At 37.1% G+C, this 23,100-nt stretch carries 18 protein-coding genes and 1 riboswitch; of the genes, 8 read left to right on the top strand and 10 right to left on the bottom strand.

What is annotated here, in order from left to right; all coding sequences use genetic code 11:
- Window positions 1-52 precede the first annotated feature (52 nt).
- From O0955_RS05575 to O0955_RS05550, 5 genes are all read left to right on the top strand, one after another.
- Window positions 53-352, top strand: a complete 300-nt coding sequence (locus O0955_RS05575; RefSeq protein ID WP_269426535.1) for an HU family DNA-binding protein — start codon at window positions 53-55, stop codon at window positions 350-352.
- 11 nt (window positions 353-363) lie between these two features.
- Window positions 364-1,242 carry a tetratricopeptide repeat protein gene (locus O0955_RS05570; protein ID WP_269426534.1) on the top strand — a complete coding sequence of 293 codons (879 nt, stop codon included), beginning with the start codon at window positions 364-366 and terminating at the stop codon, window positions 1,240-1,242.
- 278 nt (window positions 1,243-1,520) lie between these two features.
- The gene (locus O0955_RS05560; RefSeq protein ID WP_269426533.1) at window positions 1,521-3,071 is read left to right on the top strand and encodes an Rne/Rng family ribonuclease; all 1,551 of its coding nucleotides are present in this window, start codon (window positions 1,521-1,523) and stop codon (window positions 3,069-3,071) included.
- Window positions 3,072-3,221: 150 nt separating this feature from the next.
- Window positions 3,222-4,598, top strand: coding sequence for a DNA repair protein RadA (gene radA, locus O0955_RS05555; protein WP_269426532.1), 1,377 nt, complete (start codon window positions 3,222-3,224; stop codon window positions 4,596-4,598).
- 329 nt (window positions 4,599-4,927) lie between these two features.
- The gene (locus tag O0955_RS05550) at window positions 4,928-5,392 is read left to right on the top strand and encodes a DUF4920 domain-containing protein (RefSeq protein ID WP_269426531.1); all 465 of its coding nucleotides are present in this window, start codon (window positions 4,928-4,930) and stop codon (window positions 5,390-5,392) included.
- A 70-nt stretch (window positions 5,393-5,462) separates the two neighbouring features.
- Here O0955_RS05550 and O0955_RS05545 read toward each other — a convergent pair whose 3' ends face one another.
- The 3 genes from O0955_RS05545 to O0955_RS05535 all read right to left on the bottom strand — a co-directional run bounded on the left by O0955_RS05545 (window position 5,463) and on the right by O0955_RS05535 (window position 9,889).
- The gene (locus O0955_RS05545) at window positions 5,463-7,583 is read right to left on the bottom strand and encodes a S9 family peptidase (RefSeq protein WP_269426530.1); all 2,121 of its coding nucleotides are present in this window, start codon (window positions 7,581-7,583) and stop codon (window positions 5,463-5,465) included.
- 140 nt (window positions 7,584-7,723) lie between these two features.
- Window positions 7,724-8,788 carry a branched-chain amino acid aminotransferase gene (locus tag O0955_RS05540; RefSeq protein WP_269426529.1) on the bottom strand — a complete coding sequence of 355 codons (1,065 nt, stop codon included), beginning with the start codon at window positions 8,786-8,788 and terminating at the stop codon, window positions 7,724-7,726.
- 135 nt (window positions 8,789-8,923) lie between these two features.
- The gene (locus O0955_RS05535; protein WP_269426528.1) at window positions 8,924-9,889 is read right to left on the bottom strand and encodes a tryptophan 2,3-dioxygenase family protein; all 966 of its coding nucleotides are present in this window, start codon (window positions 9,887-9,889) and stop codon (window positions 8,924-8,926) included.
- A gap of 63 nt (window positions 9,890-9,952) precedes the next feature.
- Window positions 9,953-10,015: riboswitch (Fluoride riboswitch) on the top strand.
- 18 nt (window positions 10,016-10,033) lie between these two features.
- On the opposite strand from O0955_RS05535, the gene O0955_RS05530 reads away from it, so the two are divergent.
- Complete coding sequence (locus O0955_RS05530; RefSeq protein ID WP_269426527.1) at window positions 10,034-11,323, top strand: voltage-gated chloride channel family protein; 1,290 nt, start codon at window positions 10,034-10,036, stop codon at window positions 11,321-11,323.
- Window positions 11,324-11,621: 298 nt separating this feature from the next.
- Here the strand turns inward: O0955_RS05530 and O0955_RS05525 are convergent, their stop codons facing one another.
- Both O0955_RS05525 and O0955_RS05520 read right to left on the bottom strand, forming a co-directional pair.
- Window positions 11,622-12,923 (bottom strand): HAD-IB family phosphatase, encoded by a 1,302-nt coding sequence (locus tag O0955_RS05525; RefSeq protein WP_269426526.1) that lies wholly within the window; start codon window positions 12,921-12,923, stop codon window positions 11,622-11,624.
- Window positions 12,916-13,884 (bottom strand): NAD-dependent epimerase/dehydratase family protein, encoded by a 969-nt coding sequence (locus O0955_RS05520; protein ID WP_269426525.1) that lies wholly within the window; start codon window positions 13,882-13,884, stop codon window positions 12,916-12,918. The genes O0955_RS05525 and O0955_RS05520 overlap by 8 nt, the downstream gene beginning before the upstream one ends.
- Window positions 13,885-14,066: 182 nt before the next feature.
- Here O0955_RS05520 and O0955_RS05515 point away from each other — a divergent pair, with 182 nt between their 5' ends.
- Window positions 14,067-15,248 carry a formimidoylglutamase gene (locus O0955_RS05515; protein ID WP_269426524.1) on the top strand — a complete coding sequence of 394 codons (1,182 nt, stop codon included), beginning with the start codon at window positions 14,067-14,069 and terminating at the stop codon, window positions 15,246-15,248.
- Between the two features lie 76 nt (window positions 15,249-15,324).
- Window positions 15,325-16,479: a TlpA disulfide reductase family protein gene (locus O0955_RS05510; protein ID WP_269426523.1), complete on the top strand. Its 1,155-nt coding sequence runs from the start codon at window positions 15,325-15,327 to the stop codon at window positions 16,477-16,479.
- Between the two features lie 102 nt (window positions 16,480-16,581).
- On the opposite strand, the gene purD is transcribed toward O0955_RS05510, so the two are convergent.
- The 5 genes from purD to dcd all read right to left on the bottom strand — a co-directional run bounded on the left by purD (window position 16,582) and on the right by dcd (window position 23,064).
- A complete protein-coding gene (gene purD / locus O0955_RS05505) occupies window positions 16,582-17,853 on the bottom strand; it encodes a phosphoribosylamine--glycine ligase (protein ID WP_269426522.1) in 1,272 nt (423 codons plus the stop codon).
- 79 nt (window positions 17,854-17,932) lie between these two features.
- Window positions 17,933-18,814 (bottom strand): SDR family oxidoreductase, encoded by an 882-nt coding sequence (locus tag O0955_RS05500; RefSeq protein ID WP_269426521.1) that lies wholly within the window; start codon window positions 18,812-18,814, stop codon window positions 17,933-17,935.
- An 86-nt stretch (window positions 18,815-18,900) separates the two neighbouring features.
- On the bottom strand, window positions 18,901-19,662 hold the full coding sequence (locus O0955_RS05495; protein WP_269426520.1) for an enoyl-CoA hydratase/isomerase family protein: 762 nt from the start codon (window positions 19,660-19,662) through the stop codon (window positions 18,901-18,903).
- Between the two features lie 97 nt (window positions 19,663-19,759).
- Entirely contained in the window at window positions 19,760-22,447 is a 2,688-nt protein-coding gene (locus O0955_RS05490; RefSeq protein WP_269426519.1) for a carboxypeptidase-like regulatory domain-containing protein, read from the bottom strand.
- An 80-nt stretch (window positions 22,448-22,527) separates the two neighbouring features.
- Window positions 22,528-23,064: a dCTP deaminase gene (gene dcd, locus O0955_RS05485; protein ID WP_269426518.1), complete on the bottom strand. Its 537-nt coding sequence runs from the start codon at window positions 23,062-23,064 to the stop codon at window positions 22,528-22,530.
- Between the last annotated feature and the right edge of the window lie 36 nt (window positions 23,065-23,100).

Below are 23,100 nucleotides of genomic sequence, written 5' to 3'. Positions count from 1 at the left end.
CAACCCCAAAACAGTTATAATATTAAAACACAATATATATAAATAATAAAATATGACTAAGGCAGATATTATTTCAGAAATATCAACAAAAACCGGAATTGAGAAGGTTGACGTACAGGAAACGGTTGAGGCATTTTTCAAAGTTATCAAAACTAGCATGATTAGTGGCGAAAATGTATACGTAAGAGGCTTCGGAAGCTTTGTTGTTAAAAAGAGAGCACAAAAAACTGCGAGAAACATCTCTAAAAACACTGCAATAATTATCCCGGAACATTTCGTTCCAAGCTTTAAACCAGCAAAAGTTTTTGTTGATAAAGTAAAAAACAACAAAAAAATTAAAGTAGAGGCTTAAAATATCCCCTTGTGAATAGCAACATCAGATCAAAACAAACCATCATTATAGGAGCGATTTTATTGCTTGTTGCATTTTTATTTACAAGAGATATTAAAGGTTTAGTAAAACCAACAGAAGAAAATGGCAAAATGCCCGCTTCAGGTCCAATGGCTGGATCTCAGGCACCTCCTGCTGGCTCTATAAGCATCACACAAGCCTCAGAAGCTGCTAAAAATGTAATTAATAAAAGCTTAGCTAAAGACATTACCATTTTAGAAAACAGTTATCAGAACGCTAAAGGTGCTGAGAAAATTGAACTTGCAAAGCAATTGGCCCAAAAATGGGATGATGTAGAGCAAATTACTCCATCTGCACTTTATTTAGAAGTAGTAGCCGAAGGAAATCCATCTTCAACAAGTTGGCTGGCCTCAGGAAACAAATTCTTAAGAGCCTTTGAGAGTACACAGGATAGTTTAGCTCAGCCTGCTTTATTGCAGAAAGCCAATACATCCTTTAAAAATGCATTAGAGAAAGATGCGACAAACATTGATGCTAAAACAGGCTTGGGTGTTACGATAGTAAATGGCTTAGGAGCGCCAATGCAAGGTATTGCAATGCTGCTTGAAGTTGTTGCTAAAGAACCTAAAAATGTAAAAGCAAACATGAATTTAGGATTATTCTCTATAAAATCAGGTCAGTTTGACAAAGCAATTCCCCGTTTTAATACGGTAATTGCCGAAGCACCTACCCCTGAAGCCTACTTCTATTTAGCAACTGCTTTAGAAAATTTAGGCAAAAACAAAGAAGCAGTAGATGCTTATTTAAAAAGCAAAAAATTAGCAGCAAATCCAACTTTATCATCTTTCATTGATAAGAAGGTGGCTGAACTAAAGAATAAAATTAATTAACAGATTAATAAAAACATTTAAAACTTAAAACTATGCCAAGCGGTAAAAAAAGAAAAAGACATAAAATGGCTACGCACAAACGTAAAAAACGTTTAAGAAAAAACAGACATAAGAAAAAATAGTTTCTTATTTTGATATAGCTTTTTAAACCTCATGGTAAACACTGTGAGGTTTAAATACTTTTATATGATTTTTTATTGTATAAATTTCAGCTACATCAATATTTTCTGATTTACTATCCATTTGTTAATGGGCGAAAGCCTTAAAATCTGTAGCTGTTGGTAAAAGAATTAATTATCAATTCGACTCCTGCCGGAGTTACCATAGCATTGATTGAAGACAAACAACTTGTTGAGCTTCACAAAGAACAAATCAATAATAACTACGCCGTAGGCGATATTTATTTAGGTCGCATTAAAAAAATTATGCCCGGCCTGAATGCTGCTTTCGTGGATGTTGGTTATGAAAAAGATGCATTTTTGCATTATTTTGATTTGGGCCCTCAAGTGCAATCTTTAATTAAGCTAACAAAGATCAAGCGTAATGGCTCGGTTACAGGCACATTATTAGACAATTTAAAGCTCGAAGCTGATATAAACAAGGCAGGCAAAATTTCTGATGTGCTAAGCAAAAATATGCTCTTACCGGTACAAATTGCCAAAGAGCCTATTTCAACCAAGGGACCGCGTTTAAGTTCCGATCTTTCTATTGCCGGCAGGTATGTGGTACTGGTGCCATTCTCCAATACCATATCCGTATCAAAAAAAATTAAAAGTAATACCGAACGTAATCGTTTAAAAAAGATTATTGAAAGTATTAAGCCCCAAAATTTTGGAGTAATTATCAGAACTGTTTCTGAAGGCCGTGGAGTTGCCGAAATGCAAAAAGATCTTTTAGATTTAGTTGCTAAATGGGAAAGCTTCATCAAGAAAGTTCCTGGAACTGAACCTTCAAAAAGAGTTTGGGGAGAAATGGACAGATCATCTACGTTAATTCGTGATATTCTGAATCCTGATTTTACAAACGTTTATGTGAGTACACCAGAGTTGTATGATGATATCCGTTCTTATGTACACGACATCTCTCCTGAAATGGAAAAGATTGTTAAACTGTACAAACAAAAAGAACCAATCTTCGAACATTTTGGAATAGAAAAGCAAATTAAAAATGCTTTCGGCAAAACCGTAAACTTACCCGGCGGTGCCTACCTTGTTGTAGAACACACCGAAGCACTGCACGTTATAGACGTAAACAGTGGAAACCGCACAGCCAGTAAAGAAAACCAGGAGGAAAATGCTTTACAGGTAAATAAAGAAGCGGCTAAAGAAATTGCCCGTCAATTACGCTTACGTGATATGGGCGGCATTGTGGTAATCGATTTTATCGATATGCACAAGCCAACAAACCGTAAAATGCTGTTCGACTATTTGCGTGAGCTGATGTTATTGGACAGAGCAAAACATACAATTTTGCCTCCGAGCAAGTTTGGCCTGGTACAAATTACCAGACAACGTGTTCGCCCGGAAATGAACATTGTTACGGTAGAAAAATGTCCGGCCTGCGGTGGTACCGGAGAAATTAAAGCGAGTATCGTTTTAATGGATGATATTGAAAATAACCTGAATTATATTTTAAGAGAGCAGAATGAAAAAGGCGTAACCCTTTGTGTTCACCCTTACATTGAAGCTTATATAACAAAAGGAATTTTCAACTTGCAACGCCGTTGGTTCTTTAAATATGGCCAATGGATAAAAGTTAAAGCTCAATCATCCTATTACTTAAATGAGTTTCACTTTATCTCATCAAAAGACGAAGAGATTAAGTTATAATTTCAAATAACATTTAACAGAAAGCCTGATTTTTTAAAGTCAGGCTTTTTGTTTTACAGCAGGATTAACCTCTTATTAAGATTGTTCAAAAAATATTCATTTATTTCAAGCAGTAAAATCTAAATTCGTAAATCTAAAATCTAAAATCAATTGGCAAAAACAAAAACTGCGTACTTCTGTCAAAGCTGTGGCTACGAATCTGCAAAATGGCTGGGTAAATGCCCTTCATGCAATCAATGGAATACTTTTGTTGAAGAAATTGTAGAGAAAAATTCTGCTGCTGTACCTGCCTGGAAAAGCGAAACAACCAGCCGTAAATTAAGCAAGCCCAGTAAAGTTGATGAGATTCAATCTTCGAGCGAACGCAGAATTTTAACAGGAGATAAAGAATTAGACCGGGTTTTAGGTGGTGGATTGGTAGAAGGATCGCTAATTTTAATTGGTGGAGAACCAGGAATAGGGAAATCAACTTTAATGCTGCAACTGGCGCTGAACCTAAAAGGCAAAAAACTCCTTTACATATCAGGCGAAGAAAGTGAACAGCAAATTAAGATGAGGGCAGAACGAATTACTGATCAGCCATCAGGAAATTGCTATATTTTAACAGAAACTTCCACACAGAATATTTTTAAACAAATTGAAATTCTGGAACCCGAAATTCTGGTTGTCGATTCCATTCAAACTTTACATTCGGCACATATAGAATCTACGCCCGGAAGCGTATCGCAGGTACGGGAGTGTACAGCAGAATTACTTCGCTTTGCCAAAGAAACGGGTGTGCCTGTTTTTCTGATCGGGCATATTACAAAAGATGGTGCCATTGCCGGACCAAAAATACTGGAACACATGGTTGATACCGTTTTACAGTTTGAAGGCGACAGGCATCACGTATACCGCATTTTACGCTCAATTAAAAATAGATTTGGAGCAGCAGCAGAGCTTGGGATTTACGAAATGCAGGGCAGTGGCTTGCGTGAGGTATCAAATCCTTCAGAAATTCTCTTATCACAACGTGATGAAGAATTAAGCGGGATTGCGATAGCAGCTATGCTGGAAGGTGCCAGACCAATGCTGATTGAAACACAGGCATTAGTTAGTCCGGCGGCTTATGGAACACCTCAACGATCGGCAACAGGCTTTGATACCAAAAGAATGAACATGCTGCTGGCCGTCCTTGAAAAACGCTGTGGTTTTAGATTAAGTACGCAAGATGTTTTCTTAAACATTGCAGGTGGCATTCGTGTTGAAGACCCGGCAATTGATCTTGCGGTTTTAATCGCAATTATTTCTTCCCATCAGGATATAGCCGTTTCCTCTAAAAATTGTTTTGCTGCCGAGGTTGGCTTGTCAGGAGAAATCAGAGCCGTGAATAGAATTGAGCAACGAATTGCCGAAGCGGATAAATTAGGCTTTGAAACCATTTATATTTCAAAATATAATTTAAAAGGGATAGCCATAGATAAATATAAGATTGAAATAAAAGCGGTAAGTAAAATAGAAGAAGTTTTTAGTCTGGTTTTCGGTTAATAAACGTAAAACGGGGAATCATCTCAACAACATTCTACAATCCGCGAAAAAAAATACCCAATTCCCCATGGAATTTTTTTTTGGCACGCCCCTGTGATTTATCACAAAGTGCTGATTAACAAAAAGATACAACGTAATTTTAAATAGTTTTGCTTTTTTGGTTCAACATTTGCCTAAGGTAATATGTTGTACATCATGGGATGTGATCTATAACAATAGGGATGATTTTCCTCGTTAGTGAAAACTAGCGAGGATTTTTTTTGCACCTTTATTTAGAGAAATTTTAAATAACTTTGAATCAGATAACCGGAATTTAAATTAAGATTGATATGAAAAAAATTATTTTAAGCTTAAGCTTTTGTTTGCTGGCTGCCTTTGCATTTGCGCAAGCAGAATACCAGGGTCAAAAATTTGGCGAAAGCGTTACGCCAGGAGATGTAAAACCAGCTGCTAAAATGGAAGCTGCTATGGGCGATAAGAATGCTGCTGACATGAAAATTGAAGGCAAGGTTGTGGATGTTTGCAAAAAGAAAGGCTGCTGGATGACATTAGAAATGCCAAATGGCGAGCCTATGCGGGTTACATTTAAAGATTATGCTTTCTTTATGCCAATGGATATTGTTGGGAAAAAAGTTGTTTTAGACGGCATAGCGAAAAAACAAACCATTTCAGTAGAAACCTTACGTCACTACGCTGAAGATGCACATAAATCTGCTGAAGAGGTTGCTAAAATTACCGACCCGAAAAAAGAACTTGCTTTTGAAGCTAAAGGTGTAGTTATTTTAAACAAATAAGCTCACATTAAATCTTTATAAAAAGAAAAGCCCGATAAGTTAATATCGGGCTTTTCTTTTTATTGGTTTATTATTTCAACAACTCAGCCGGAACTGGTTTGTTTAATAAGTTTTGATAATAAAAACGGTAACGCTCTGAACGGTCATGAGCAGATTTTACACCACCCCAGCCATGTCTTCCGCCCGGATAAATCATTAGTTCAAAATGTTTATTGGCATTTTCTAATTTATCAATTAACTGAATTGTGTTTTGCATGTGTACGTTATCATCCATATCGCCATGCATAATGCGCAACAGGCCTTTATATTTATCTACATAACTTAATACCGATGCAGCTTTGTAACCTTCCGGATTTTCTTGCGGCGTATCCATAAAACGTTCTGTATAAACGCTATCGTAAAGTTCCCAGCTGGTTACCGGTGCACCACCGTATCCAAAATCAAAATAATCAGCGCCATACGTTAAAGCCATACACGTCATATAACCACCATAACTATGCCCAGTAATTAATAATTTCTTATCATCTACCCAAGGTTTAGCTTTAAGCCATTTTGCAGCTGTAATGTAATCGTACATCTCCCATTTACCTAAATTACGGTGCATTAGGGCTACACCCTCTTTTCCAAACTGACCAGATGCCCGGTGATCTACAACAATTTGAATAACCCCTTCATTAGCCCATAATTGATTGGCTGTACCTTTCCAGGTATTGCTTACGGTACCCGCATTTGGCCCGCCATACATGCTAAATACAACCGGATATTTTTTTGTCTGATCAAAATCTGTAGGATATGTAATTACAGCCGGAAGGTTATAACCATCTTCTGTAGGAATGGTAATCATTTCTGTTTTACCAAAATCATATCCGTCAAAATCATCAGCTTTGCTGTTTGCCAGCTCTTTTACAATTTTACCTGTATTATCTACCAACGATCTTTTTTGTGGCGTAGAAACGTTAGAATAAGTTGTGATAAAATATTTTCCATCCGGAGAGATGTTAACCTGGTGAGTATACTCTCCAAAAGTTAATCTTTTTAAGTTTTTACCACTATAATCAACACGGTAAAGGTCAACTGTGGTAGATGCTTCTTTTCGTGCAGTAAAATAAACTACTTTATTTTTCTCATCCACAAATTCCAAATCTTTAACCTGCCATTTACCACTGGTTAATGGGTTAAGCAATTTTCCATCTAAAGTATACAGATAAAAATGTGCCCAACCTGTTTTATCACTTTTTAAGATGTACAGTTTATTGTCTTTCAAATACTCAATACGGCCATCATAATCTAAATCTACCCAGCTTTTTTGCTTTTCATCGTAAATTTCTTTTTTAGCACCTGTATTTGGATTTACCGAATAAAATTTAAGATCATCCTGTCCGCGGTTCATCCATTGCACCATCATGCTCGAGCCATCAAAGCTCCAGTAAGGCGTACCGAAATACTGGTCATCTTTTTCATTAAAATCTGCCCAAACTACCGCTCCGCCTTCTGATTTTACGAAACCAACCTTTACTTCCGGATTAGGATCACCAGCTTTTGGATAACGTGTTTTTTCAGTATAGCCATGCTGCCCTGTTGATCCGTTTATTGGAAACATCGGTACTTTGGTATCATCAAAACGCATAAACGATAAATGCTTACTATCTGGTGCCCACCAAAATGCTTTATATTTTGTTGGTCTGCCTAAAATTTCCTCAAAATACACCCATGATGACCAACCATTATAAATTACATCAGTTGCATCACTTGTATATCTTATTTCTTTTCCTCCTTCTACTTCTACGGCATATAAATCGTTGTTTTTTGTAAAAGCTACATATTTTCCATCAGGAGAAAGAGTTGGATTTTTTTCCTCATCAGTATTATTGGTCAGGCGTTTAGCTTCAGCTTTACCATACTGGATGTACACATCTTTGTCTTTAACAAAAACATCCACATCACTTTTTGGTGGTGGTGTATAAGCTGTGCGTTCGCCCGTGTTAATATCAACCGCATATTGTTTGCGTTCACGCAAATCGTTTTCAATATAATGAGTTTGATCTGCCCAGCCACTTACCGGGTTTATGGCTTTAGTTAGTGATGGTTGTGCACCAATTGACTGCTGCAGACTTAGTCGTTTTTTCTGTGCCTGAACACTATAACTGCATAAAACAGTTGCGACTGAAAGAAAAAATAAAGATTTATTCATTTGCTTGATTTTAGAAAGTTGAAATTTACAAAAGGATAAGCTGATTCCCTTTTTTGTATTGTTTTTGTTGCTTTACTTAAATTGAAAAGCATAAAAAAGGCTTCGAAATTTCGAAGCCATTAATTTATTATTTATTTGGGTTACAATACCCAGTTCCATCCAAATTCGTCAGGCGCTAAACCGTAACGGATATCGTTTAATTTCTGAGCAATACCATTTGACACCGTTCTGGTTGCCGAATCTGTAAGCTGGTAGGTTTTACCCTGGTAGCCAATTTCTCCAATTTGAGTAACTGTTGCAGCTGTACCCGCAGCAAAGGCTTCGGTTAATGTGCCATTTTCTATGCCTTCAATTACCTCTTTAACAGAAACTCTGCGTTCTTCCACTTCTATGCCTTCACTTTTTGCAAGTTGAATAATTGTATCACGCGTAACGCCATCCAATACTGTACTTCTTACCGAAGGTGTAACCAATTTACCATTGATTACAAAAATTAAATTCGCAGTTCCGGCTTCTTCAATAAATTCGTGTGTTACCGAATCTGTCCAGATTAACTGATCGTAGCCTTCTTTTTTAGCTTCTTCAAAAGGATACAGGGAGCGGGCATAGTTACCAGCTGTTTTAGCATAACCAACACCACCTTCATCCGCACGTGTAAACTCAGTTTCTATTTTAACTTTTAAAGCTTTGCTGTAGTAAGGACCTGTTGGCGTAGTTAATAAAGCAAATTTATAGGTATCTGATGCTTTAACGCCTAAATAAGGATCAGTAGCAAACATTACCGGACGAATATATAAAGCGTAATCTTCTTGTGAAGGAACCCATTTTTCATCAATACTGATTAAAGCAGCCAATCCCTGCATAAAAATTTCTTCAGGAACAGTTGGCATAGACATTCTTGATGCCGATTTATTAAAACGCTCAAAGTTTTTATTTGCACGAAAAACACTGATTTGACCGTTTGGCTGGCGATAAGCTTTTAATCCTTCGAAAATTGCCTGACCATAGTGTAATGCAGAAATTGCCGGGCTCATTGGAATTGGGCCATAAGGAATAATCTGTAAATTTTTCCATTCGCCGTCCTCATAATCAGCAACGAACATATGATCTGTAAAAACTTTACCAAAAGGTAATTGCGAAAAATCTGTAACGGTTAAACGGGTTTGATCCGCTTTCGTGATTTTTATGTCTAATGTCTCGGTCATTGTATTTATTATTTTGGATCAGGTATTTCAAAATATTAAACATTGTGCGTAATATTTTGGTCAAACCCAATCCGGTCATTCATTATGGGCACAAATTAGCAAAAAATGACCGTTTTTTCAATTAAAATTGTCAATTTAATCTCTGTTTTTTAGTGTTTTAAGTACACTAAGCACCCATCCTTTACCCCATTCGTCCATTTGTTCATCAGTCCATAAAAAAGGGTAAAAAATTCTTTTTTGAAAACGCGGAGGCAAATATTTTTGCCAGTTTGTTCCGCCGGTAGCTGCTACATCCACAGGGTCTTTCTCTAAATAACGTACCGCCGATTTGTAGTGAGCAAGCGGCCATTCTACATTTACATACAAATCCAGTTTGCGCAGTTCTTCTGCCAAGGCCGAAACATCACTTCCATTGGCTTGAAGCTGATGATAAAGTGCGGCAAAATTAGTTTGAACCCGATCCTTTGCGAGTTGTAAAAATTGATCTGCGTATTTCTTTATAAATTGTTTTAAAGTAAGTGTTTGCTTGCCCGAAGCTAACTCTGTTGCTCCAAACTTCCAATAAATATGTTCAAACTGCTGTTCAATTGGCGCTGTACTTAGTTCTTCCCGTTTACTTTTATCTACCAAACGGATGAAATCTGTTGCACAAATTTCAATCATTCGATATTGCCCGGATTGGAAACCACTTGCAGGTAAAAGAGACATTCTGAATTTTAAAAACTGTTCTTTTTCCATTCCATCCACCATCACCTCAAAAGAGGTTGTTAATGCATTAAAATAGGCATTAATTCTTTTTACCCTTGCAGTAATAAAATCAACATTCAGGTTTTCATGTTCTGCAATTTGCCTGCATTCATGCAAACTAAGCTTAAAATAAAGCTCCGTAATTTGATGATACATGATAAAAATTTCCTCATCCGGAAATGGCGTTTTAGGGCTTTGCAAACTCAAAAGGGTATCCAGATGGATGTAATCCCAATAGGTTAAAAAATCAGCATAAAGCAAACCATCAAGATAAGAAGCCATATCTTGTCCCATAGCGGTATACTTTTCCTGCAATTGGTTAAGTTTTTCTTTTATTTCGGGGGTAAAATCCATTACATAATTTAGTTACGCAAATATGATAACATATTTTGGAACAATTATTAATTTTTCTAAATTTGAAGCCAAGGCGATGGGGTACCGCCAAAACCGCCCAAACAGGCTGATGACTCCTACGATTTTATTAAAAATTGAATTAAAATGCCTGTTAAAAACTTATCAGAGGGATTTTCCCTATCCATTAACCGCTTTGTTAAATTAGAATTTGGTGTATTATTTTTAAATACGCTTAAATGGCTTTTACTTGCTGCTTTACTTGGCTCTATTGTGGGCTCTGCATCCGCCTTATTTTTAGAAACTCTTAATCTGGCCACCAACTGGCGTGAAAAACATGTATGGATTATTGCATTTTTACCGCTGGCTGGTCTTTTAATTGGTCTGGCTTATCATTATTGGGGTAAAGAAGTAGTAAAGGGTAATAATCTTTTAATAGAAGAATTACAAAGTCCTAAAAAAGTAATTCCACTGGTTATGGCGCCGCTTATTTTTGCAGGCACCATTGTTACGCATTTATTTGGAGGCTCTGCAGGCAGAGAGGGTACAGCAGTTCAAATTGGAGGTGCTTTTGCCGATCAGTTTACCAAAATACTTAAACTAAAACCCAGAGACCGGAAAGTAATCTTAATCTGTGGTATTAGTGCTGGTTTTGCTTCTGTATTTGGAACACCACTTGCCGGTGCCATTTTTGGTCTTGAAGTGTTTATTATTGGCAGCCTGATGTACAATGCCATATTACCTTCTTTTATTACCGCAATAATTGCAGATTATGTTTGTAAAGCCTGGGGTGTAGGGCATACACATTATTTTATCGGAATTGTTCCGGAAATGGATGGAATAAATTTATTGTGGTCTTTAGGTTGCGGAGTTATCTTCGGTTTAGTGGCCCGAAGCTTTTCGGCTTTAAATCATACTTTATCCAATGTTTTTAAAAAGATAAAATACCCGCCTTTACGACCAGTAGTTGGCGGTGTTATTTTGGTTACAATTATTTATTTATCAGGCTCTACCAGGTATATTGGTTTGGGCATCCCGGTAATTTCTGAATCATTTACCACACAGGAGCCTTATTATACTTTTGCCATTAAACTTTTTTTAACCGCTTTAACACTTAGCGCAGGTTTTAAAGGAGGCGAGGTAACGCCTTTATTTTTTATTGGCGCTACATTAGGCAGTTTTTTAAGTTTTTTTATTCCAATGCCTTATGGTTTACTGGCCGGAATGGGTTTTGTAGCGGTTTTTGCCGGGGCAGCAAATACTCCTTTGGCTTGTACATTAATGGGAATAGAATTATTTGGAGTTACACCGGGCATTTACATTGCCATTGCCTGTGTAACGGCTTACCTGTTTTCAGGGCATACCGGAATTTACCATGCTCAGGCTATAGGAAGCCCGAAACATTTGTTATTAAAAAGACATCAGTTTTTGAAATAACAAGGCTAAAAACCTTTCATTTTTGGAAAGCAGGTTACTGAACATTTCGGTTTCTTCAGTCCCGTTCTTTGCTTAATCCCGATGAAGAATCGGGATAACGCTGTCGCCCGGGTTTAGTTAATTCAAGCCTGTGGATTAAATATTATTTATGGTTCTAAAAAATTAACTCACTTTGTCATCCTGAGGCACGAAGGATTTCTTAATTCCCTGTCCGAAATTCATTGCCCGAGATGCTTCCTATCGTCGGCATGACAAATCATTTATACAGGTAAAGTAGAAATTTCTGGTAAAACCAATACTAATAAAGCACCCTAAACTTTATAGTGTGTTCAATTTTTTTAAGTGACTTAAATAATTGCTTATCATACTCGGTATTAATGTCCGTAATGGCATAACCAATTTCGGGGTTCGTCATTAAAAACTGACCAACAATATTGATATTATGTTTAGCGAAAACAGTATTAATCTGCGCCATAATACCCGGCACATTTTTATGAATATGAATTAAACGGTGTGATTTATCAATTTTGGGCAATTGCAAATTCGGGAAATTACTGCTCAAATACGTGGCTCCGGTATTCATAAAATCGATCATCCTTTTTGGAATAAAATCCAGATTGCGTGGATTATTTTTAGGGTCATCAAACACAACAATCCCCTGTTTGGTACATAAATCGAAATCGAATTTATTTCTTGCACTCCCCAGGTAACCAACCGTTTTAAGCTTAACTGCGTTTTTTAACTGACTGTTACTTAGCTTTTCTCCATCTCCAAGCAAAATTACACCAACATCTTTAACATATTTTTCTTCGAAAGAAGTTTTATGTCTGATTGATAGTCCATCATTTTTCAATAGGGCAATACTTTTAGCGTCAACATCACCAATGACTAAGCAAAGAATCCTGTTTTTAGGATAAGATATTGCTCTGGGCAAATTGTTTACATATAAAAATTCATCAAAACTGGGCGTAATGTGATCTGCCTTTTCGATAATGGTTTGTCTGGCAATATTTTCTGTAAAAGCAAAAAACTTATTAATCATGCCACTTTCGCGAAGCTGAAAGTCAGAGTATCCATCACCAATACCAAACAATTTGCCTTCCAGTTTTAAGTGTTGCAATAATTTCACCTTTCCACCTTCTTCGCTTAAAGGGTTAGCGTGATCGTAATCTATAATTTTCCCGTCTCCTGTGGTTACAAAAGTATTGGCATAAATATTTTCTTTTTTAATGTGGTATTGACTCACCACAGGCGTAATAAACTCTTTAAATCCCCCTGAAACAATCAGTACTTCGTCTGCATGTTTTTTAAAAAACTCTGCATTACGTGAAAACGAGGTTGAAACTTTTTTCTTCAGGTGTTTAATTAATTGTTTTAAATGATCTTCGTTTGCTTCAAGCAGCTTAACCCGCTGTGCCAAACTTTCAGAAAAAGAAAGTTTACCCTCCATTGCCAGATTGGTATAATCTTCAATCTTTTGAAAAATAAGTTCTTTTTCCGGATGTTTTTTTAGAGAAATTCTGGCCAGTTCATCCAGCGCTTCCACTTGAGTAAATGTGCTGTCAAAATCGATAATGTAATATGCTTTCTGCTTAGGCATCTTTTAAATGTTGTGTAATTTCCTTTATACTATCTGCAAGGACTTTAAATTTAATCCCTGTTTCTTTAATGATTTTACTATTGTCGTAATAACTTAAAACCAAACTGCTTTTTGCAGCATCTTTGGTTATAGATGGTTCTTTTCCTGTAATGGCCGATACAAGGGCCAGCGATCTCCAGGCAATGCCAAGCATCCAGGGTTTTGCTTCTTTTGTTGGTGCTTTTACATTAAAACCCTGAGCTATTGTATCGAATAAATCTTTATAATGGTAATTTTCTGAAGAAATGATGTACCGTTCCGCAACAACATCAGTTTCCATGAGTAAAATCATCGCATGGGCTACATCTTCCACATCAACCAGGCCCGTGGCTCCGTTAGTAAAAAAAGGAAAACCGCCTTTTACCAGTTTGAAGATTGCTCCGCTGCCCTCAAAACCTGCATTTTTACCAATAATTACGGATGGATTTACGATAATCGCCTGAAGTCCTTCAGTAATTCCACGCCAAACTTCCATTTCGGCTTCATATTTAGACAGGCCATAGGCATGTGCTTTGGCATCGTATTCCCAAAAATCTTTTTCCGTAATCTGCTTTCCCCGTTTGGGTTCGCCTAAAGCCGCAACAGAACTTACATGTAATAACCTGCAATGATGTTCAGTGCAAAGGTTTACAATATTTGAGGTTCCTTCTATATTAACATGGAAAAGTTTCTTTTTATCTTTTGGGTTAAAAGAAACAAAGGCTGCACAATGGTAAACTTTTGTAATGCTCACAAATGCATCTTCCAGTGCCGACGGTTCATTTATATCGGCCGTAAACCATTCTATTAAAGGATTATCTTTAATGAGGGCTGGAATAACGGATTTCTCCCTGCGCAGGGCCCGTACTGCAAAACCTTTATCTGTTAGCTGTTTTATTAATTCAGATCCTAAAAATCCCGTTCCGCCGGTTACCAGTATCATGTTTATTTATCGGGCTGTAAACCTATCTTATTCATCATTTTAAGGCTAAGCCTTTTTATTGAATTTGAAAGCTGTAAATGAGTGATTTATAAAAGCCTGCCAAAAAAGAAATCAGCAGAAATTTTATTTTTATATAATATGTGCATTCAAAAATAGATATTTGAGGCGATAGTTTTAAATATATGTCATTAACCGATTTCTTTTCGCCCCTTAATCCAGATCAATTTACCCCTAAACAAGGTTTTTTAACCAGTCAGCTGGGCTTAAAAACTGAAATTTATACCGGCAAATTTCCAGATTTAGAGGAAAATACTTACGACATGGCCATTATTGGTGTGCTGGATGGAAGAAGTGCGGTTAATAATGAAGGCTGTGCTTTAGCCCCCGATTATTTCAGAGAGAAATTTTATAAACTTAATGAAGGTGCATTTAGTAGCAAAATTGTTGACTTAGGAAACATTAAACATGGCGCCACACTTGCTGATACCTATGTTGCGGTAAAAATGGTCGTTTCTGAATTGATTAAAAATAATATTATTCCAATTATTATCGGTGGTGGACAGGATTTAACTTATGCGCAATACCTGGGTTACGAAAACCTGGAACAAAAGGTAGATTTGGTTATTATCGACAATCAATTTGATATTGATGATGACAACCATGAAGGAATTGCGACACGGTCTGATTGTTATTTGAATAAAATTTTTCTGCATCAACCCAATTATCTTTTCAATTTTAGCAATATTGGTTATCAAACCTATTTTGTTAATCAGGAAAGCCTGAGTGTAATGGATAAACTTTATTTTGATGTACATCGCCTCGGTGAGTTTGCACAGGATATTACCTTAACGGAACCCATTATCAGAAATGCGAATATGATTAGTTTTGATATGGGTGCTATCCGTTCGGCCGATGCCGCAGCAAATGCCAACGCCACTCCGAATGGTTTTGACGGCGAAGAGGCTTGCAGAATTGCCCGTTATGCAGGCATGAACGATAAATTAACCTCCATTGGTTTTTACGAGTTTAATCCGGCTTATGATAACAATGGCCAAACCGCCTTTTTACTGGCTCAAATGGTTTGGTATTTTGTTGATGGATTTTACGCCCGTAAAAAGGATTTTCCGCTTACACCAAAATCTCAGTTTATTATTTACAGAACGAGTTTAAAAGACGGTTCGGGTGAAATGACTTTTGTAAAAAGTAAAAAATCAGATCGCTGGTGGATGCAGGTTCCTTATCCTTCAGGTCAGTCTAAAAACGAACGCTATCATTTAGTACCCTGCCGTTACGAAGATTATCAAATTGCTGTAAATGGCGATATGCCCGATCTTTGGTGGCGTACCTATCAAAAGTTATCATAATTTTACAAGTTAATTTACGTTTTAAAACCATACAATCTTATATTTGACCAGAGAACCACATAACTACTTATTAAAAATGAAAAAATTATTATTATCTGCGGTGGCTTTATTACCATTAGCAGCAATGGCTCAAAAGCCATTCAACATCGATGGAAATATTAAAGGACTGAAAACCGGAGATAAAGTTTATCTGGTTTACGCTGGCGATGGTAAAAATATTACGGATTCGGCAACTGTGACTAATGGAGCCTTTGCTTTTAAAGGTACTATAAATGATCCTTCAAGAGGAAGTTTATTCCTGAATAAAAACCCTTACGTTAACCGCCCTGCTAAAGGCGAAGTGCTGGATTTTATTGCTTTATATATTGAGCCAACAACGATTAAGTTAACCGCTCCGGATTCTATTAAAAAGGCAACAATTACAGGCTCATTAATCAATGATGAAGACAAAAAATTAAAGGCATTAACTAAACCGGTAAACGATCAGCTTGCTGCAATTAACACAGAGTTTTCTAAACTTAGTGAAGAGCAGAAAAAAGACCCCAAAGTAAGAGAAGATATTGGAAACCGTTACGATAAGGCCGCTGCTGCTTTAACACCGATCTTGTTATCTTATGCAAAAAACAATCCTAAATCATACATCAGTTTATCAGCAATTGGTCAGTTGATAAGCGATCCTGATCAACTCACTGAATCTGAAAAAGCATTTAATGCATTATTACCTGCTTTAAAAGATTCTAAATCGGGAAAACAAATTGCGCAAATTTTTGATGCCGCTAAAAAAACCGCTGTTGGTGTAATGGCAATGGATTTTACTCAAAATGATCCGGATGGTAAGCCCGTAAAGCTTTCTGATTTTAAGGGTAAATATGTACTTGTCGATTTTTGGGCTTCATGGTGCGGTCCATGCCGTCAGGAAAACCCTAACGTAGTAGTTGCTTACAATAAATTTAAAGATAAAGGATTTACAGTATTAGGTGTATCATTAGATGGAGCTAGTACAAGAACAACTAAAGAAGGTTGGCTAAAGGCTATTGAAGCTGATAAGTTAACGTGGACACATGTATCCGACTTAAACGGATGGGGTAATGAAGTCGCCAAAATGTACGGCATCCAATCCATTCCGGCTAACTTCTTAATTGATCCGACCGGAAAAATTGTTGCCAAAGGTTTAAGAGAACAAGCCTTACAGGATAAACTTCAAGAATTGTTAGGAAACAAATCGAAATAAAATTTACTATTGATAAGAAAGCCCCGTTAAAATTTTAACGGGGCTTTCTTTTTGCTGGATTTTTTATCTCTGAATCGCCTTCAAAAAGGCAAACCCTGTTAGTTATACTAAATCGAAACCGATATCTTCTCTAAAATATTTGCCATCGAAATAAATACGACCGGCATCTGCAGTGGCAGATTGTAATGCAGTAAACAAATCTTTTTGTAAACTGGTAATGGCAATTACACGCCCACCATTTGTTTTTACTACGTCGTTATCTAAAAGTGTTCCGGCGTGGAAAGCATTTGAATGACGCAGGTTTTCGATCCCCGAGATGGCTTTACCTTTCAAATAATCACCCGGATAACCTCCTGCAACAATCATTACAGTAGCGGCAGTTTGTTCACTGATGACCAGTTTTACCTGGTTTAAAGTTTTATTGGCCGTTGCTATAAACAATTCTACCAAATCATTCTCTATACGCGGAACAACACTTTCCGTTTCCGGATCGCCCATTCTGGCATTATACTCAATTACGTAAGGCTCTTCTCCAACTTTAATTAAACCGAAGAAAATAAAACCTGTATAATCAATATTGTCTTTCTTTAAACCTTCTACTGTTGGTTTAATAATTCTGTCTTCAATTTTCTTTAAAAACTCAGCAGAAGCAAAGGGAACCGGAGATACAGAACCCATACCACCGGTATTTAAGCCGGTATCGCCCTGACCAATTCTTTTATAATCTTTAGCTTCAGGTAAGGTAATATAATGCTCCCCATCTGTTAATACGAAGACAGAAAGTTCAATTCCACTTAAAAATTCTTCTATTACAACCCTTGCTCCGGCAGCACCAAATTTACCACCAAGCATCAGTTTAAGTTCTTCCTGTGCTTCAATTGTTTCAGTACAAATTAAAACACCTTTACCTGCAGCCAAACCATCTGCTTTTAACACAACCGGCAGTGCATGATTTTGCAGGTAGGCTAAACCATCTTCTAAAGTTTCGGGGGTAAAGGATTGCGATGCCGCAGTAGGAATACCGTGACGCTGCATAAATTGTTTGGAGAAATCTTTACTGCCTTCTAAAATTGCGCCTTCTTTTTTAGGGCCAATAACCGGGATATGTGCAATAGTTGAATCTGCAAGAAAAAAATCATGAATGCCATTTACCAAAGGTTCTTCCGGACCAACCACTACCAGATCAATTTTTTCGGCAATTGCAATTTTTCTAATTGCATCAAAATCGTTTACGCTGATGTTAATGTTGGTACCATAAGCATTTGTACCGCCATTTCCGGGTGCAATAATCAGTTTATCGCAAAGCGGAGATTGGCTCATTTTCCAGGCAAAAGCACTTTCTCTGCCGCCTGATCCTAATAGTAAAATGTTCATAGCGGCAAAGATAATTAAAATGTAATATGTGAAATGGAAAATGTAGCTAATGGCTTACTTTTTTCAGTTCACACTTGCGCTAACTTCCTTTTGCACTTCGGGTCATTTGTTCCAGCATATCCCACATTTCATTTGGAATGGCTTCAAGCCCGTTAAACTGACCTGCGCCCTGCAACCATTCGCCGCCATCGATACTAATTACTTCACCGTTAATGTAACCAGAAAAATCACTGACTAAAAAAGCAGCTAGATTGGCCAGTTCCTGATGATCTCCAACTCTTTTTAAAGGCACTCGATTTTTAAAATCGAATTTTTTAGCTAAATCTCCGGGGAGTAACCTTTCCCATGCACCTTTTGTAGGAAATGGTCCGGGTGCAATGGCATTGGTTCTGATTCCATATTTACCCCACTCCACTGCCAAAGACCTTGTTAAAGCCAAAACACCACCTTTAGCACAAGCAGAGGGCACCACATAAGCTGAACCGGTGAAAGCATAGGTTGTAATGATATTTAAAACTGTAGCGGCCTGTTTTTCTTTAATCCAGTGTTTACCAAAGGCCAGCGTACAATTTACCGTACCTTTTAACACAATATCAATGATAGAAGAAAAAGCATTAGCCGATAAACGTTCAGTCGGCGAAATAAAGTTGCCAGCTGCATTGTTTAACAAAACGTCAACTGAACCAAATCTTTCTAAAGTTTTAGCCAGTACATTTTCTATTTGTTCGGTTTCCCGAACATCGCAGGCCACCGCTAAAACCTGACCCCCGGTTTTCTCCTCCATTTCATCAGCAGCTTTTTGCAATACATCCTGTTTACGGCTGGTGATGACCAAATTGGCGCCTAATTTTAAAAAATAGATCCCCATTGCCTTCCCTAAACCTGTACCACCTCCGGTAATTACAATGGTTTTTCCTTTTAGGGCGTCTTCTCTGAGCATTGGTGAATTATAGCTGAACATAATAATATCTGGTTAATCGGTTAATGATGTATTAAATTGATAACTGTTTCAATTGATTTATTGAAACAGCTGCAAACGGAGCATAGTTATTTCCGTTGTAAATTAGCGAGTATGGTTTTTAAAATATGGCGTGTTGCCGGCGACCACCATTGTGCCAACATTTTTTCGAGTGTTGCAGATTGATCTGCGCTAACTGCTTCAATCAGTTCTGCACGAATGTTTAGTTTACTTTGCGACCAGGTGTTGCTTTCCAGCTCCATAAACTTTTTAATCTTACGTTCTGCTGCAGTTAACAAACCTTCATTTTTAACAACATCATCTACCAAACCAACTTTTAAAGCTTCTTCAGGAGTATAAAGTCTGCCCGAAAGTAAACTTCTCGTTGCTTCGGCCTTACCAATCCAAAAGGCATACAGCAGAAAAATACTGTTTGGAACAATAATTCCAACGGGAACTTCATTTAAACCAATAATGTATTGCCCTTCGGCCATTACCCGATAGTCGCAAGCTAAAGCCATTACGCAACCACCAGCAGGACTGTGACCACTTATTGCCGCAACCATTGGTTTTTTAAAGGAAACCATATTGGCCGTGAAATTTAAAAACAGTTGCCAAAAAGATTTAGCTTCTTCCTGATTATAATTATAAAGTTCTATCAAATCCAGTCCGGCGGAGAAAAATGGTGCTGTTCCGGTTAAAATTACACCTCCAATATTATCATCGCCTGCAATGTTTTTTAACATTTCATCGAGCTCGGTAATCAGTTCTCGGTTTAAAGCGTTGGATTTACCTCGATCGAGCGTTATAGTTGCCAACCGGTCTTTTACACTTACTTTTATTGTTTTCATAATTAAATAGGATCAGGATTTAAACATCTGGTATCAAGACAATTATACTTTGTATAAATTATGCATGCATACTATTTTCAAATTTATCTTTTTTTCCCTATTTAACATCATAAGTGTAAACTTTTCTCGCCAAATGTCCAACAGCATCTATTCCTTCTATAACCACACGATAATTGCCCGGTTCGTTAGCGTTATAAAACTCGAATTTTGCCTTGCCATCTGTACCGGCCACAACCTGTGGATTCCAGTAAATAGTAGTTCTGTAATCGGCTGTATTTGGATTATTAGTCTGATCGTATTTAGGCGCATAAAACTCACGTGATACCGAAAATCCTTTTGGACTGAAGCTCAATATTCCGGGTGCATAACGGTTATAACTATAATCGCCACCACCACGTTTTGTGGTAATGACTAATACACCGCCACCGCCCTGACTACCATAAATTGCCGTATTACCAATACTTTTAAGTAATTCAATGGTTTCTACATCTGTTGGCGTAATATTATCCAGAAAATCTGCCTCTACCTGCATTCCATCTAAAACTATAGACATTGGCTGGTTTTGACTTCTCATTAAGTAAGGTGTTGTACCTCTGAATATTACCCCTGGTAACCGTCCTTGTAAACATTGAGACAAGGTAACGCAGGTTGACAGATCATCTGCTTTCAGAATATAATCGGCGTGCCCGGCTCCATTTAAATTTGAAGAATTTTTAACTGGATTTTTCTTCTCGGTAATGGTTACTTCGTCCAACTTAATTGTTCTTTCCAGTAAACCTAAACGGGTCATTTCGTTAAAGTAATTGTCGCTTTCTTTAATATACTTCATTAAAGCATTGTTTACATTTATTTCAACATCTGCTCCGTTTTTATTTTTCGTCACAATTTGGCCCGGTACAACATCGAGGTTAATATCAACAAACTTGCGTTCGGTTTTTGTTCTGGCCTGCACCACAAACTTAGTACTATCGCCAAAGGTTAAATTATCGAACACAAACTTGCCTTCGGCATTGGTTATGGTATCCAAAATAAAAACGGTTCCTTTAGTGGCCATTAACATCACTTTACCGCCAACTACAGGTTTATTACCCTTCATTACTGTTCCGCTGATGGATAAAGATTCCTCCGGTTTGTAAGTAATGTTTGGGTTTTGGGAGTTTATTATGTTTTTCCAGTTAAATCTTCTCCAACCCTGGGTAAGCATTAAGTTATCGAGTTCTTTTTGTGTTTTAACATCATCATTTAAAAAATAATGATTTGGCTTTTCAACATAACCGGCTATATCAGATGTAAGCAATAAGGAAGTTAAAATATTAGTCTCGTTATCTTCATCAGGTTCAACTTTACTGGCATTAGTAACCGATACCGAAAAGCTGCCCACAACTGGTTTTTGTTCACTTGAGGCATCAAAAGTGAAAGTTGATTTCCCCCTTTTATTTGTTGATACTCCTGAATTATTTAAGGCAACATCAATCAAATCCTGCTTGTTCTGATTAAAAATTAAGCGTTCTGCTATCGGTTGATTAGTAGCAGAGAATAGCGTAAACTGTATAATTCCGGCTGGTAAGTTTTTTCTTGGAATATTAGCCAATAACACTTGTTTATCCATTTTTGCCTTTGAAACATAGTACACATTTCCACCCTGTTGTGCCACAACTTTAAGCTCTTCGCCATTAACGATGTCATTGCTTGCCATAATTTTCAGAGATACTTTTGCAGTATCCAAATTATTAACGGCTACAGCGTAACCACTTTTTTGTGCCAGGGGCAGTCTGAAGTCTTTAGTAGACCCATCCTTAAATTTTATTTTTGCAGTATAGGTTTTTCCCGGTTGCATATTAAAAATAAAATTCCCCATGCCTAAATAGCTGGTTTCAAAAGTAGTTAGTTCGTTTCCTGAATCATCAACAATAATACCGGAAACATCTTCTCCATGGCCGGCCGAATTAATCGCTTTGATTGCAATTTTTTGAGGCAAGTCTTCAATTAAAGTTCCGCCTTCGGGCATAAATTGTACATCTACACTATTAGATGTTGAGGTAATCGGAATTGTTTTCACAACCTTTTGCTTATTATCAAGCGTAATTGTAGCTACAATTTTACCCGTTTTATTTGATGCCATTTGTGCATTTGCAAAGCTTATCTGGGCATCTCCGGATAAATTTGTTTTGGTTTTACCTTTGGCAACCGAACGATAATCGAGCTGCACGTCATAGTTTACCTCATTTTCTTTATAAGCCACTCCATTTTTATCTTCAAAATGAATGGTGGCATTAACTTTATCGGTATTGTTTTCTTTTACAAAACTGTACTGCGTGTTTGTAAATACTTTATTTGCCCAGCTGTTGCCTACTTTGATCGTTTTATCAAAGAAAAAATCGGTTCCAAAATTGCGCATATACCTGGTGTAGGCTCTAACCCTGTAATTACCCTCACCTAAGGAATCGGTCAGTTTAAAATCGCCCCAGGTTACTCCGCCCATTAGCGGTAATTTAACTTGTTTTTTTACAGAATCTTTTTCATTAATTAATTCAACATATAAAACCTTACTGATGAGAGAAGGTGCCTGCGTTTTGGTATTTACAACATAGGCTTTAAACCAAATATCATCCCCAATGGCATAATAGGGCTTATCCATATGCAAATGAACTTTTTCCTGAGGATATTTGTTCGTGTATTCGTCTAGTTTTTTTAGAAGCTCTGTAAATGGATCTTCCATTTTAAAGGCCATAAAACTGATGGCAACGAAAAGAAAACTGATTGCGAGAGTAATTTTGAGTTTCATTGTGGTTGGGTACAAATAAAATATGCCTCAAGGTACAAAACATGAGGCATATATTGATGAAGTTAAAATGAATTTAACAGTTAGAAACTGTTCTTCCACATCATACTTTCAACTGGTCGGGTTGTTTTATTATTATACTTGGCATTACCTTTAGAGTTGTACATCGTTTCAATACTGCCTTCAACAACAAAGTAAATTAACTGGCCAATAGGCATGCCTGCATAAATTTTTACAGGTTGCGCAACAGAAATTTCCAACGTCCAGGTATTACAAAAGCCAACATCGCCTTTTCCAGCCGTTGCATGTATATCAATTCCTAAACGGCCGGTGCTGCTTTTGCCTTCTAAAAAAGGAACATGGCCATGTGTTTCGGTATATTCTAAAGTTACGCCGAGATACAAGGTTCCAGGATTAAGAACATAACCATCTTTAGGGATTTCAAAATGCTCTATTTCATTGTGTTGCTTTGCATCAAGTACCCTGTTTTTATAAGTGGCCAAATATTTACCCAGGTGTACATCATAAGAATTAGTGCCCAAACACTCCCGATCAAAAGGTTCTATTATAATTGTACCCTTATCAATTTCTTCCAGTATCCTTTTATCTGATAATATCATTTTTATGCTTATTTTTGGCCTAAATTATCATTTATT

Source organism: Pedobacter punctiformis (assembly GCF_027213715.1).
Taxonomy (GTDB): domain Bacteria; phylum Bacteroidota; class Bacteroidia; order Sphingobacteriales; family Sphingobacteriaceae; genus Pedobacter; species Pedobacter punctiformis.
Note: the sequence above shows the minus strand (reverse complement) of the source record. Positions and strands in the feature narration are given on the sequence as shown.